Below are 14060 nucleotides of genomic sequence, written 5' to 3'. Positions count from 1 at the left end.
TTGGCCCGATCAAGGGGCAAATCTAGGGGCCCCAAATCAAATCGGACACAGCGGGCTGGAAATCGAAGCCGCCTACCGGCCAGGCTGGAAGCCGTGGCCGCCGGGTGACTGGGCTGGAAGCCGCAGGCGCTGGGTGACCCCGCTGGAACTGGCAGCTGCTGGGTGGCCCGGCCGGAACCGGCGGCTGCCGGGTGACCCCGCTGGAAGGCGGAGCTGCCGGAGAGTCCAACCCGCCCCAGCGCAACCGTGTTCGGGTGATCGTGGTGGTGTCCATGGTTAGTTTCCCTCTTCCCACAGGGTCATCAGGTCTGTCACTGCGAGGAACTGGACGACCCTGGTGAGGATTTCGTTGACCTCTCGGAGCCTGGACACCTCTGCCTCCAGTTCGGCTATGCGGGTCCGCCATGCCGTTGGGACTTCGCTGCCGTCTTCGTCATCGGGAGACATGATCACGGCGAGTGACTGTACTGATCTCCGGTGTGACCGGTAGTCCTACTTGAGGATGATCTCGTCGTGCGACCTCGGGGCGACGCGGGGACAACGCTGTTTCGGCTTCAAGTCAAAGACCTGTCCTGTGTGATCGTCCTTGAGCAGGATTCGTTCTACCGCAAGGACACCAGTGGTCGGCTCGGCGGCAGCGCGGGGTGTCGTCGCACACAGGAGGAGGACGTTGCCTTGCTGGAACTGAATCTCAGCAACGAGGAGATCGCGGCCATCGACGCGGTCGTCGACGAACTGGCGCAGCGGTACGACACGGTCGAGTCGGCCGAGTTCCAGCGCGAGGCGAAGGTGTTCTCCGACGAGTTGCCGCGTCGCGTTCGGTTGGTGTTCAACGACTATCGTGGCTCCGAAGCGCACGGTGCGTTGTTGGTGACGGGGCTTCCTGTTGACGACTCGTTGATCGGTGCGACGCCCGCGCACTGGGCGAACAAGCCGGTGCCGTCGCCGTCCATTCGGGTCGACATCGCGTTCTACCTGTTGTCCTGCTTGCTCGGCGAGCCGATCGGGTGGGCCACGCAGCAGGACGGGTACATCATGCACGACGTGTTCCCCATCAAGGGGCACGAGAAGGAGCAGATCGGGTCCGGCAGCGAAGAGCTGCTCGTGTGGCACACCGAGGACGCCTACCATCCACTTCGGACCGACTACCTCGGGCTGGTGTGCCTGCGGAACCCGGACGACGTGAGCACGACCATGGCGGACATCGCCGACGTGCGGATCGACTCGGACACCGCGAAGGTGTTGTCGGAGAAGCGGTTCCGGATCCTGCCGGACCACTCGCACCGGGCAGGCGACCACGCGGTGGCGGAGAGCGATCCGAAGATCGCCGAGTTGCGGGCCCGCAGTCACGCGCGGGTCGAGCAGGCGTTGGCCGAGCCGGAGCCGGTCGCGGTGCTGTTCGGCGACCCCGACGCTCCTTACCTCTGCATCGACCCGCACTTCATGAAGGACGTGCAGGGGCCGGTGGAGCAGCAGGCGCTCGACGTGGTCGGCGCGGCCATCGACGAGGCCATGGGGGAAGTCGTGCTGCGGCCCGGCGCGGTCGTGTTCATCGACAACTACCGGATGGTGCACGGGCGCAAGCCGTTCAAGGCGCGCCACGACGGCACGGACCGGTGGTTGCGGCGGTTGAACGTCGCGCGGGACCTGCGCAAGTCCAGGGACTCGCGGCCGACCGCGCTGTCCCGCGTCATCTACTGACCCACCACCGTCCCTCGCACGGGTGAACTGAACTGGAGTCCACAATGGTCAACTCAGTGGTCGTCGTCGGTGGCGGCACTGCCGGCTGGATGACGGCGTCGTACCTCCGCACGGCCTTCGGCGACGGTGTCGACATCACTGTCGTCGAGTCGAAGAACGTCCCCACGATCGGCGTGGGGGAGGCGACCTTCAGCACCGTCCGGCACTTCTTCGACTACCTCGGCCTCGAGGAGTCGCAGTGGATGCCCGAGTGCGAGGCCACCTACAAGCTCGCCATCCGCTTCGAGAACTGGCGTGGCGACGGCAGCCACTTCTACCACCCGTTCGAACGCCTGCGCGTGGTCGACGGGTTCCCGATCACCGACTGGTGGTTGCAGCAGAAGCCCGGTGACCGGTTCGACAAGGACTGCTTCGTCATCGCCTCGCTGTGCGACGAGATGCGGTCGCCCCGCTACCTGGGCGGCAAGCTGTTCGAGCAGGACTTCGCCGAGACGCCGTCCGGCCGGTCCTTCCGCACCACGCTGTCCGAGCAGGGCACCCAGTTCCCGTACGCCTACCACTTCGACGCCACGCTGCTGGCGCACTACCTCACCCGGTTCTCCACGGACCGCGGGGTGAAGCACGTGCTCGACGACGTGGTGGACGTGGCCCTGGACGAGCGCGGCTGGATCAGCCACGTCGTCACCAAGGAGCACGGCGAGGTCACCGGCGACCTGTTCATCGACTGCACCGGGTTCCGCGGCCTGCTCATCAACAAGGCCATGGAGGTGCCGTTCCAGTCCTACCAGGACTCGCTGCCCAACGACAGCGCGGTCGCCCTGCGCGTGCCGGTGGACATGGAGCAGCGCGGCATCCGGCCCTGCACGACCGCCACCGCGCGGGACGCGGGCTGGATCTGGACGATCCCCCTGTTCGGCCGGATCGGCACCGGGTACGTCTACGCCAGCGACTACTGCGACGCCGAGGAGGCCGAGCGCACGCTGCGCGAGTTCGTCGGCCCCGAGGCCGAGGAGCTGGAGGCCAACCACATCAAGATGCGGATCGGCCGCAGCGAGAACTCGTGGGTGAAGAACTGCGTCGCGGTCGGCCTGTCGAGCGGGTTCGTCGAGCCGCTGGAGTCGACCGGCATCTTCTTCATCCAGAACGCCGTCGAGCAGCTGGTGAAGCACTGGCCCGGCGCGGACTGGGACGACCGGCTGCGCGGCGCGTACAACCGGCAGATCAGCGGCGTCATGGACGGCGTCCGCGAGTTCCTGGTCCTGCACTACTACGCCTCGCCGCGGCAGGACAACCAGTACTGGCAGGACACCAAGACCCGTCCCATGCCCGACGCGCTGCGCGAGCGCATCGAGCGCTGGCAGGTGAAGACCCCGGACGTGGACTCGATCTTCCCGCACTACCACGGGTTCGAGTCGTACTCCTACAACGCGATGCTGCTCGGGCTCGGCGGCATCCCGCTGCGGGCGCCCGCGGCGCTGGAGCACTTCGACGGCATCGCCGCGGCGAAGGAGCTGTCGTCCGTCCGCGACACGGCGTCCCACCTGGTCGAGAACCTGCCGTCGCAGTACGAGTACTTCGCGCACCTGCGCGGGTTGGCGGGTCGCACGTCATGACGGCGGACCAGGTCACGGCGCCGTCGGCCGGGCCGGAGGTGTTCCGGTCGCTCATGTCCACGCTGCCCGCCGGGGTCGCCGTCGTCACGACGGCCGACGTCGACGGCACGCCGTGGGGGCTCACCTGCTCCACGGTGTGCGGCGTGGCGATGGACCCGCCGACCCTGCTCGTGTGCCTGCGGGACGAGAGCCCGACCCTGCACGCGATGCGGCGCACGTCGGCGTTCGCGGTGAACCTGCTGCACGAGGCGGCCCGCGACACCGCCGAGCTGTTCGCCTCCGGCGCGGCCGACCGGTTCGACCGGGTCGAGTGGACCCGGTCGCCGCACGGGGCGAGCCCGCACCTGGAGGGCGCCGCGCACGCCATCGCCGACTGCCGGATCACCGGCACGGTCGGCATCGGCGACCACGTCGTGGTCTTCGGCGAGGTGCTGGGCGTCCGGCACCCCACCGAGGACGAGCGGGTGCCGCTGCTCTACGGGTTCCGGCGGTACTCGTCGTGGCCCGTCGAACCCTGATCCCACCGCACCACCGCTCCACCAGCAGATCCCGGAGGTCATCCCGACCACCGGTGAGCCGCGGGGGACAACGGCGTCGCGAGACGCCGTCCACGGCTCCAAGCACTGGCTGTCAACTACTTCACGTGAGGTGCTTGTGAACGTTATGCCCACCACCGAGGCCCTCTCCGCGGAGACCGCCGACGCGAGCCGCTTCGACGGCAACCTGACGGAGCTGGAGTACCTGGCGCTCGCCAGCTCGTTCAACCTGGCCGACGGCCACGCCCGGCAGGAGCTGACGCCGGGCCAGAGCAAGGTCGTCGGCGAGCTGCCGGGCCTGTGGGCCGAGGCGGTGATGCGCCCGGTCGACGAGATCGAGGAGGAGGCGCACCGCGCCTTCTTCCACCTGCTGGGCCAGAAGTCCTATCCGGGGGCGGACGGGCGGGTGCTCGCCTGCTACTCGTCGTCGGTCGCGATGGAGATCTTCGCCAGGGCGCTGGTCGCGGAGACGGACACGATCGCGCTCGTCCACCCGACGTTCGACAACATCCCGGACATCCTGCGCGGGGTGGGCCTGCGGCTCGTCGCGCTGGAGGAGGACGTCCTGCACGGCGGCGACCTGCCCGCCGAGCTGCTGGCCGAGGTCGGCGCGATCTTCGTGACCACGCCGAACAACCCGACCGGCAAGGTGCTGTCGCGGGAGCGGCTGGCGCGGCTGGCCGCGCAGTGCGCGGAGACCGGGGTGGTGCTGGCGCTGGACACGTGCTTCCGCGGGTTCGACGTGGCGGGGCAGTACGACCACTACGAGGTGCTGGAGGCCAGCGGCTGCCGGTGGGTCGTCATCGAGGACACCGGCAAGCTGTGGCCGACGCTGGAGCTGAAGATCGGCTGGCTGGTGCGGTCGGCGAACGTCGGCCTGCCGCTGGCGAAGGTGTACTCCGACATCCTGCTCGGGGTGTCGCCGCTGATCATGCTGATGATCAAGGGACTGGCCGAGGACGCGGCCGACGGCGGGCTCGCCGACCTGCACGAGTTCATCGCCACCAACCGGGCGCTGGTGCGGGCCAACCTGGACGGGATTCCCGGTCTCACGTTCGTCGACCCCGACAGCCGGGTCAGCGTCGAGCGCATCCACCTCGGTGAGCGACTGGCGATGGACGTGTGGGAGAAGTTGCGCGCGCACAACGTGTACCTGCTGCCGTGCGCGAAGTTCCACTGGGCGAACCCGTCCGAGGGCGACCACATGCTCCGCATCGCCCTGTCCCGGTCGCCCGTGTCGCTCGACGTGGCGACCCGCGCGCTGCGCGACGTCCTGCTGGGCGAGTGATGACCGACCGGGCTGGTCCTTCGTCGCACGAGTGGTTCTGGCACCCCGACGTGGTGCAGGCGGTGTCCCCGCGCGGGGTGCTCGACCTCGGTCCCGGCTACCTGGAGCCCGGTCTGCTGCCGGTGGACCTGCTCCGGGAGGGCTACTCGCGGGCGCTGGCGGAGTACGGGTCCGCGGCGCTCACCTACGGCACGAACGCGGGCGCCGTGCCGCTGCGGGAAGCGCTGGCGGCACGGGTCGCCGCCGCGGACGGCGTGCCGTGCGGGCCGGACCACGTGCTCGTCACCGCGGGCACCTCGTACGGGCTGAACGTCCTCGCCACGACCACCGCGGTCGCGGGCCAGGTCGTGTTCGTCGACGAGACCTCGTACGACTTCGGCAGACGGATCTTCACCGACCACGGGCTCGTGACGCGGGAGGTGCCGTCGGACTCGGAGGGCATGGACCCGCACGCCCTGCGGGCCGGTGTCGACCGGGAGCGCGCGGCCGGCCGGGAGCCGGGGTTCGTCTACCTGACCCCGACCTTCCACAACCCCACCGGCAGGCTCGTCGGCGCGGTTCGACGGCGTGAGCTGGTCGAGACGGCCGCAGACCTGGGCGTGCTGGTCGTCGAGGACGACGCCTACGCCGAACTCGACCTCGACGGGGGCGAGCTGCCCCGGTCGCTGGGCGGGCTCGCCGACCACGAGGGCGTGGTCCGGTTCGGCACGTTCTCCAAGACCGTCGGCCCCGGCCTGCGCCTGGGCTGGATGGTCGCCCACCCGGCCGTGGTGGCCCGGTTCGCCGACCGCGGGCTGCTGGTCAGCGGCGGCTCGGCGAACCACGTGACGTCGCTGGCCGTCGAGGAGCTGATCCGCGGCGGTGACTACGACCGCCACCTCGGGTGGCTCCGGGACCGGCTGCGAGAGCGGCGGGACGCGCTGGTGGAGGCGGTGGCCGTCGAGTTCGGCGACCGCGTCGAGTTCACCGCGCCGCGCGGCGGCTTCTTCGCCTGGCTGGTGTTCCCCGGCGACTCCGAGGCCGTCGTGCTGGCCGCCGCCGAACGGGCGGGCGTCCAGGTCGCCGCGGGGTCGCGCTTCGGCAGCGCCACCAACGCGGTCCGCCTCGCCTACAGCTTCAACCCGCCGGAGGCGCTGGCCGCCGCGGTGACCCGGCTCGCGGCGGCCATGCCCGCCCACGCCCACCACTCGAGCAGGAGCTGACCCGTGTCGACCGTGAACACGACCACCGCGCCGCACGGGTACAGCCTGCCGCTGTCGCCGTCCGGCCAAGCCTCGATGATCACGCCCCCGCCGTGGCACTTCTCCGGCGAGGTCGTGATGGTCGACTACCGCGTCGACCCGGACGCCGCCGCGCGCTTCCTGCCGCCGGGGCTGAGCCTCGGCGACGACCCCGGCGCGGCCGCCGCCGTCTTCGCCCGCTGGCAGTGGTGCTCGTCGGACGGGGCGGAGCTGGCCTCGCCGCGCCGCTCGCAGTTCACCGAGTTCCTGATCCTGCTCGGCTGCGAGCACGACGGCGTGCCGATGGCGCGCTGCCCGTACGCCTGGGTGGACAGCGCCGTGCCGATGATCCGCGGCTGGGTGCAGGGGATGCCCAAGCAGCTCGGCGAGATCCACCAGACGTGGCCGATGGGCGTCGGCGCGGCCGGGCCCCGCCCGTCCGAGCCCGGCCGGTACGACGGCACGCTCTCGGTGCACGGCAAGGAGGTCGCCGCCGCGACCGTGTCGGTGCGCGAACGCGTGACCCGGCCGCCGGTGCTGCACACCGTGCCGCTGGTGCACACCCGGATGTTCCCGCGCTGGGTGCCGGAGGAGCCGCCGCAGGAGCAGCTCGTCAGCTCCGTGGTGACCGACGTGGAGTTCGGCGAGGTCTGGGCGGGCGACGCCGACCTCAGCCTGTTCGCCGACGCCCGCGACGACCTCGCCTCGCTCGCCCCGGTCGAGATCGGCTCCGGGTACGTGTTCTCCTACGCCGAGACCCTGCACAGCGGCAAGCTGCTGGGCGGTCGGTCATGACGGCGACGCAGGTGGTCGGCGCGCCCGAGTCCACTGTGGACAACACGGTGCCGGACGTGCGGTGGAAGCCGCTGCTGGCGATCAGCGCGGCCTTCACGGCGGTGCTGATCGCGTTCGCCGGCGGTTACGGCTACTACCTCGACGAGCTGTACTTCCGCGTGGCGGGCGAGCACCTCGCGTGGGGGTACGTCGACCAGCCGCCGCTGGTCGCCGTGCTGGCCAAGCTCCAGATCACCCTCTTCGGCGACGGGCTGACCGCGATCCGGGTCGTGCCCGCGCTCCTGGCGGGGATCTCGGTACTGGTCGCCGGGCTGATCGCCCGCGAGTTCGGCGGCGGCACGGCGGCGCAGGTGCTGGCCGCCTGCGCGTCGGCCGCCTCGCTCGCCACGGTCGCCGCGGGCCACGTGCTGCACCCGACGGCCGTCGACCACGTCGTGTGGGTCACGGTGTGCTGGCTGCTCATCCGCCTGCTGCGGACCGGGCAGCAGCGGCTGTGGATCGCGATCGGCGCGGTGATCGGCGTCGGGATGCTGGCCAAGTACCTCGTGGTGCTGCTGGTGCTCGGCCTGCTGGCCGGGCTGCTGATCAGCGGGCCGCGCAAGGCCCTGCTGAACCCGTGGCTCGCGCTGGGCGCCGGTCTCGCGATCGTGCTGGAGCTGCCGAGCCTGGTGTGGCAGGCGGTGAACGGGTGGCCGCAGTTCGCCATGGCCGAGAGCCTGTCGGAGAACCCCGGCGTCGGCGCGGCGGTCAACCTGCTCGTCGGGCAGGTCCTGATGATCGGGCCGCTGCTGACCCCCGTGTGGGTCGTCGGCCTGGTGGCGCTGATCCGCCGCCCCGCGTGGCGCGCCTACCGGCTGTTCCCGTGGGCGCACCTGGTGGTCTTCGTGGTCGTCGCCGCGGTCGGCGGGTACGCCCGCTACACCGAGGGGCTGCTGGTCGTCCTGCTGTCGGCGGGGTGCGTGGTCGTCGTGGACTGGGCGCGCGGCAACGTCAAGCGCGCGCTGATCGCCCTGGCCGTGGTCGGCAACGCCGCCTTCGCCACCGTGATCGTGCTGCCGGTCCTCCCGGTGTCCGCCTACGCCCACGACGACGTGCTCGGCGCGCTGGGCGCGGGACAGCTGGAGCAGACCGGCTGGCCGGAGGCGGCCGACCAGGTCGCCACCGTCTACCGCGCGCTGTCGCCCGCCGAGCAGAGCGCCGCGATCGTCTACGGCCACAACTACAGCGAGGCGGGCGCGATCGACCGCTTCGGCCCCGACCGCGGCCTGCCGCGCGCCTACAGCGGGCAGAACTCCTACGCCGACTTCGGCACACCGCCCGACGACAAGACCGTGGTGATCGCGTTCGGCGTCGACAGGGCCGCGTTCGGCGCGCTGTTCACCTCCTGCGAGACCCGCGGCACGTTCGCCTTCGCCCTGCCGCAACCCGAGCAGGGCAAGGAGATCCTCGTCTGCCGAGGTCCGCGCGAGCCGTGGGCCGCGACCTGGCCGAAGCTCCGCTGGCTCGGCACCTTCTGACACCCCCGACGACTCCGAGGAGCACCGGATGAGCACGAACCCGTTCGACGACGACAGCGGCACCTTCCTGGTGCTGGTCAACGACGAGGGCCAGCACTCGCTGTGGCCGTCGTTCGCCGACGTGCCCGCGGGTTGGGCCGTGGCGCTGGAGGCCACCACCCGCCAGGCCGCGCTGGACCACGTCGAGCAGCACTGGCAGGACATGCGCCCCAAGAGCCTCGCCGACGCGATGGGAGCCTGAGATGACCGCCGCGCAAGCGCTGTCCGTCCTCGTCGAGGGCCACGGCGAACTCATCACCGACCGCATCCGCCGCGACCGCGCCGAACTGCGCGAGCTGCTCACCGCGCACGGCGCGATCCTGCTGCGCGGCTTCGAGGTCGGCGGGGTCGACGGGTTCGACCGCACCGTGCGGGAGCTCTCCGGCGCGCCGCTGACCTACGCCGAGCGCTCGTCGCCCCGCAGCGTCATCAAGGGCAACGTCTACACGTCCACGGACTACCCGCCGCAGGAGGAGATCTTCCTGCACAACGAGAACTCCTACCAGGCGACCTGGCCGCTGGCGCTGTACTTCCACTGCGTCGAGCCGCCCACCAGCCAGGGCGCGACGCCGCTCGCGTCGACCAGGGCCGTGTACGCGGCGATCGACTCGTCGGTGCGCGAGGAGTTCGAGCGCCGCGGCTGGATGGTCGTGCGCAACTACGGCGACGAGTTCGGCGTGCCGTGGCGGGAGGCCTTCAACACCAACGACCGCGCCAAGGCCGTCGAGTACTGCGCGCGCAACGGGGTCGTGGCCGAGTGGGTCGGCGAGAACCACCTGCGCACCAGGGCGGTCCGCGCGGCCGTGCACCGCCACCCGGTGACCAAGGCCCCGGTCTGGTTCAACCACGCCACGTTCTTCCACGTCACCACGCTGCCCGAGGAGGTCTGCCAGGGGCTGCTGGAGATGTGCGGCGAGGAGAACCTGCCCAACAACACCTACTACGGCGACGGCGGGCGCATCCCCGACGACGTCGTGGAGCACCTGCGCACCTGCTACCGGGCCGCGTCCGTGCGGTTCGACTACCAGCGCGACGACGTCGTCGTCGTGGACAACATGCTCGCCTCGCACGGCCGGGAGCCGTTCACCGGCCCCCGCAAGATCGCCGTCGCGATGGCGGAACCGTCGAACGCCTGAGCACCAGCAGTTCCCGAACAACCAGTGAGAGGTGGGGGTCAGCATGGCGGATCGATCCGGAGGATCGCGGATCCTGCCCGACCTGTTCGACGAGCAGGCGCGCCGGTGTCCCGCCGCGCCCGCCGTCCGGTCGGCGCACGGCGTGCTCGACTACGCCGGGCTCGACGTCCGGTCCAACCGGCTCGCGCACGCCCTGCGGCGGCGCGGTGTCGGACCGGACGTCGTGGTCGGGGTGTGCGCCGACCGGGGCCCCGACCTGATGGTCGCCCTGCTGGCCGTGGTGAAGGCGGGCGGCGCGTACCTGCCGATCGACCCGGCCCACCCCGCCGACCGGGTCGCCCACCTGCTCGCTGACTCGCGCGTCGGCCTGGTGCTGACGCAGGCCCACCTCCCGGCGATCGAGGCCGCCGAGGTGCTGCTGCTCGACGAGTCCACCGCGGCCGACGAGCCGTCGACGGCTCCCGAGGTGGAGATCGACCCGGCGAACCTCGCGTACGTGATCTACACGTCCGGCTCGACCGGCCTGCCCAAGGGCGTGCAGGTCGAGCACCGGCAGCTCGCGAGCTACCTGGAGTGCTGCCGCGCCGACTACCCCGGCCTGGCCGGGGAGGCGCTGCTGCACACGTCCATCGCCGTCGACCTGACCGTCACCACGCTGTGGGGGCCGCTGGTGGTCGGCGGGTGCGTGGTCGCGGGCGCGCTGGAGGACGCGGGGCGCGTGTCGTTCCTCAAGGCGACGCCCGGCCACCTGCCGCTGATGCTGGACCTGGTGGACGGCGTGGAGCCGACCGGCGACCTGGTCGTCGGCGGCGAGGCGCTGTCCGGCGACGTGCTGAACCGCTGGCGCTCCCGGCACCCCGGTGTCGCGGTGGTCAACGAGTACGGCCCGACCGAGGTCACGGTCGGGTGCGTCGCCTACCGGGTCGAGCCCGGCGCGCCGCTCGGCCCCGGCGCGGTCGAGATCGGCTCCGCCATGGCCGACGCCCGCGCGTACGTGCTGGGCCCGGACCTCCTGCCCGCCGACGAGGGCGAGCTGTACGTCGGCGGACCCGGTGTCGCTCGCGGCTACGGCGGCCGGGGCGCGCTGACGGCGGAGCGGTTCGTCGCGGACCCGTTCGGCGAGCCGGGGGAGCGGATGTACCGCACCGGCGACCTGGTGCGCCGCGGCGCGACCGGCGAGCTGGAGTACCGCGGCCGGTCCGACGACCAGATCAAGATCCGCGGCTACCGCGTGGAGCCCGCCGAGATCGAGGCCGCGCTGACCACCCACCCCGCCGTGGGGCACACGGCCGTGGTGGCGTGGGAGGGCCAGATCGTCGCCTACACCGCGCCGGACGCGGTCGTCCGGACCGTGCCGCCCGCCGACGTGCTGCGCGACTTCCTCGCGGGGATGCTGCCGGAGCACATGGTGCCGACGCTGTTCGTGGCGCTGGACCGGCTGCCGCTCGCCGTGAGCGGCAAGGTCGACCGCGCCGCGCTGCCCGCGCCCACCGCGGCCGCGCACACACCACCGCGCAACGCGACCGAGGCGGCCATCGCCTGGATCTGGGCCGACGTCCTCGGCGTCGACCGGGTCGGCGTGCACGACGACTTCTTCTCCCTCGGCGGCAACTCGCTGCTCGTGTTCCGGGTGATGCCGAAGATCAAGGCGGCGCTCGGCGTCGCGCTGCCCGCCCGCACGCTGTTCGACGCGCGCACGGTGGCCGCCGTGGCCGACAAGGCGGCCGCGCTGGCGAAGGGAGCTGACGCGCCCGCACATGATGTGATCGCGGTCGCGCCGCGCGACCGCGACCTCCCGCTGTCCTTCGCGCAGCAGCGCTTCTGGTTCTTCCACCGCTTCGACGCCACCGCCGTCGAGTACCACGTCCGCTTCGGCTTCACCCTGCGCGGCCCGTTGGACGTCGCCGCGCTGCGGACGGCGTTCACCGGACTGGTCGCGCGGCACGAGTCGCTGCGGACCGTCGTCACCGACGCGCCCGCGCAGGTCGTGCTGCCCGCCGGGGCATTTGAACTGTCCACCGTGGACATCGCGGACGACGCCGCGCTGGCCGAGGTGCTGGACCGCGAGGCCGTCCGGCCGTTCGACCTGGCCCGCGGGCCGCTGCTGCGGGCGGTGCTCGCCCGGCGGAGCGACGACCACCACGAGCTCGCGTTGAACATGCACCACTTCGTGATCGACGCCTGGTCCGTCGGCCTGCTGACGCGCGACCTCAGCGAGCTGTACGCCGCCGCCGTCGCCGGACGGCCCGCCGACCTGCCCGCGATGCCGGTGCAGTACCCGGACTTCGCCGTGTGGCAGCGGAGGACGTGGACCGCCGAGACCCTGCGCCCGCAACTCGACTACTGGCGCGAGAGGCTGGACGGCTTGGTCCCGCTGGACCTGCCCACCGACCGGCCCCGGCCCGCCGTCCGCACGTCGGCGGGCGCGGCCCACCGGTTCACCCTGGACGAGCGGACCACCCGCGACCTGTCGGCGTTGGCGGGCGAGCACGGGGTCACGCTGTACATGGCGCTGGTCGCCGCGACCCAACTGCTGCTGGCCCGGTACTCCGGGCAGGACGACATCGCCGTCGGCACCCCGGTGTCCGGCCGCGAGCGGTCCGAGACCGAGCAGCTCATCGGCTGCTTCATCAACACCCTGCCGCTGCGGGCGCACCTCACCGACGACCTGTCGTTCGCCGGGCTGCTGGCCCAGGTCAAGGAGGCGGTGCTGGGCGCGTTCGCGCACCAGGACGTGCCGTTCGAGCGCCTGGTGGACGAGCTGCTGCCCGAGCGCGACCCGAGCCGCACCCCGCTGGTGCAGGCCATGGTGGCGTTGCAGAACGCCCGGATGGAACCGCCCGCGCTGCCGGGGATCACCGCCGAGCGGTTCGAGTTCCCGCACCTCTCGTCGATCTTCGACGTGACGTTCGAGTTCACCGAGCGAGACGGCGTGCTCGACGTGATGCTCGAGTACAACACCGACCTGTTCGACGCCTCGACCGTCGAGCGGATGGCCGGACACCTCGGGGCGCTGCTGGACGGCGTGCTGCTGGACCCCGCGCTGCCGGTGGCGCTGCTGCCCATGCTGACCGACGTCGAGTACGACGACGTCCTGCTCGGCGACACCGACCGCGTCTACCCGGCCGCGGTGCCCGCGCACCACGCCTTCGCGGAGCACGTCCGCCGTGCGCCGGAGGCCGTCGCCGTCGTCGGCAACGGGCGGGAACTGTCCTATGAGGACGTCGACCGGCACGCGAACCGCCTGGCGCACCGGCTGATCGTCGACGGCGTCCGGCCGGAGGTGCCCGTGGTGCTGCGGATGGCGCGTGGGCCCGAACTGCTGGTGGCGATGCTCGGCGTGCTCAAGGCCGGTGGCGCGTACGTGCCGGTCGACCCGAGCACGCCCGACGCCCGGTTCGACCACATCGTCACCGACACCCGCGCCCCCGTCGTGCTCACCGAGTTGGCGCTGGCCGATCTGCCCGCCGAGCGGGAAGCCGTCGACGAGGACCCGGAAGTCCCGGTGGGGCCGGAGAACCTGGCCTACGTCGTCTACACCTCCGGGTCGACCGGCCTGCCCAAGGGCGTGCTGGTGGAGCACCGGAACCTGGCGAACCTGTGCGGCTGGCACGTCGACGCCTACGCCATCACCCCGGACGACCGGGGCAGCCAGGTCGCCGCGCTCGGGTTCGACGCGGCGGTGTGGGAGATCTGGCCGTACCTGACCTCCGGGGCACGGGTGTGCCTGCCGGAGGACGGCGTGCTGGACGAACCGGCCGCGACGGTGGAGTGGCTGGCGCGCACCGGCGTGACGGTGTGCTTCCTGCCCACGCCCCGGCTGGACTCGATCCTGGACGAGCCGGGCATCGAGCGCACGGCGCTGCGGGTGGTGCTGACCGGCGGTGACGTGCTGCGCCGCCGCCCGTCGCACCGCTTCCGCCTGGTGAACCACTACGGCCCCACCGAGTCCACGGTGGTGGCCACGGCGGGCGAGGTCGCGCGGGTCGGCGCGGGTCTGCCGAGCATCGGCGGCCCGATCGGCAACACCACCGCGTACGTGCTGGACCGGCACGGCAACCCGCAGCCCGTCGGCGTTCCCGGCGAACTGCACCTCGGCGGCAAGAGCGTGGCCCGCGGCTACCTCAACCAGCCCGCCCTGACCGCGCAGCGGTTCCTGGCCGACCCGTTCGCCGGGACGCCGGGCGCGCGGATGTACCGCACCGGCGACAAGGT

General features: G+C 71.8%; 10 protein-coding genes. All 10 read left to right on the top strand.

Translation table 11 applies throughout. From position 1 onward, the window contains the following. Window positions 1–675: 675 nt before the first annotated feature. Complete coding sequence (gene gntD / locus ACFWW9_RS42580; protein ID WP_390388742.1) at window positions 676–1701, top strand: guanitoxin biosynthesis L-enduracididine beta-hydroxylase GntD; 1026 nt, start codon at window positions 676–678, stop codon at window positions 1699–1701. 44 nt (window positions 1702–1745) lie between these two features. Next, entirely contained in the window at window positions 1746–3314 is a 1569-nt protein-coding gene (locus ACFWW9_RS42575; protein ID WP_390388740.1) for a tryptophan halogenase family protein, read from the top strand. Next, the gene (locus ACFWW9_RS42570; RefSeq protein ID WP_390388738.1) at window positions 3311–3832 is read left to right on the top strand and encodes a flavin reductase family protein; all 522 of its coding nucleotides are present in this window, start codon (window positions 3311–3313) and stop codon (window positions 3830–3832) included. The genes ACFWW9_RS42575 and ACFWW9_RS42570 overlap by 4 nt, the downstream gene beginning before the upstream one ends. 145 nt (window positions 3833–3977) lie before the next feature. Then, a complete protein-coding gene (gene mppP / locus ACFWW9_RS42565) occupies window positions 3978–5138 on the top strand; it encodes an enduracididine biosynthesis enzyme MppP (protein ID WP_390388736.1) in 1161 nt (386 codons plus the stop codon). Next, window positions 5138–6340 (top strand): aminotransferase class I/II-fold pyridoxal phosphate-dependent enzyme, encoded by a 1203-nt coding sequence (locus tag ACFWW9_RS42560; RefSeq protein WP_390388734.1) that lies wholly within the window; start codon window positions 5138–5140, stop codon window positions 6338–6340. The genes mppP and ACFWW9_RS42560 overlap by 1 nt, the downstream gene beginning before the upstream one ends. 3 nt (window positions 6341–6343) lie before the next feature. Next, window positions 6344–7153 (top strand): enduracididine biosynthesis enzyme MppR, encoded by an 810-nt coding sequence (gene mppR, locus ACFWW9_RS42555; RefSeq protein ID WP_390388732.1) that lies wholly within the window; start codon window positions 6344–6346, stop codon window positions 7151–7153. Continuing rightward, window positions 7150–8670: a glycosyltransferase family 39 protein gene (locus tag ACFWW9_RS42550; RefSeq protein ID WP_390388730.1), complete on the top strand. Its 1521-nt coding sequence runs from the start codon at window positions 7150–7152 to the stop codon at window positions 8668–8670. The genes mppR and ACFWW9_RS42550 overlap by 4 nt, the downstream gene beginning before the upstream one ends. A 28-nt stretch (window positions 8671–8698) precedes the next feature. Continuing rightward, window positions 8699–8911, top strand: coding sequence for an MbtH family protein (locus ACFWW9_RS42545; protein ID WP_390388728.1), 213 nt, complete (start codon window positions 8699–8701; stop codon window positions 8909–8911). A 1-nt stretch (window position 8912) separates the two neighbouring features. Next, window positions 8913–9845 (top strand): TauD/TfdA family dioxygenase, encoded by a 933-nt coding sequence (locus ACFWW9_RS42540; protein WP_390388726.1) that lies wholly within the window; start codon window positions 8913–8915, stop codon window positions 9843–9845. Window positions 9846–9888: 43 nt separating this feature from the next. Continuing rightward, window positions 9889–14060, top strand: a 4172-nt coding sequence (locus ACFWW9_RS42535; protein ID WP_390388724.1) for an amino acid adenylation domain-containing protein, incomplete at its 3' end; no start/stop codon positions are given.

The organism is Umezawaea sp. NPDC059074 (genome assembly GCF_042738955.1).
Taxonomy (GTDB): Bacteria; Actinomycetota; Actinomycetes; order Mycobacteriales; family Pseudonocardiaceae; genus Umezawaea.
The sequence above is the reverse complement of the archived record's forward strand: the minus strand, read 5'-3'. Positions and strand labels throughout refer to the sequence as shown.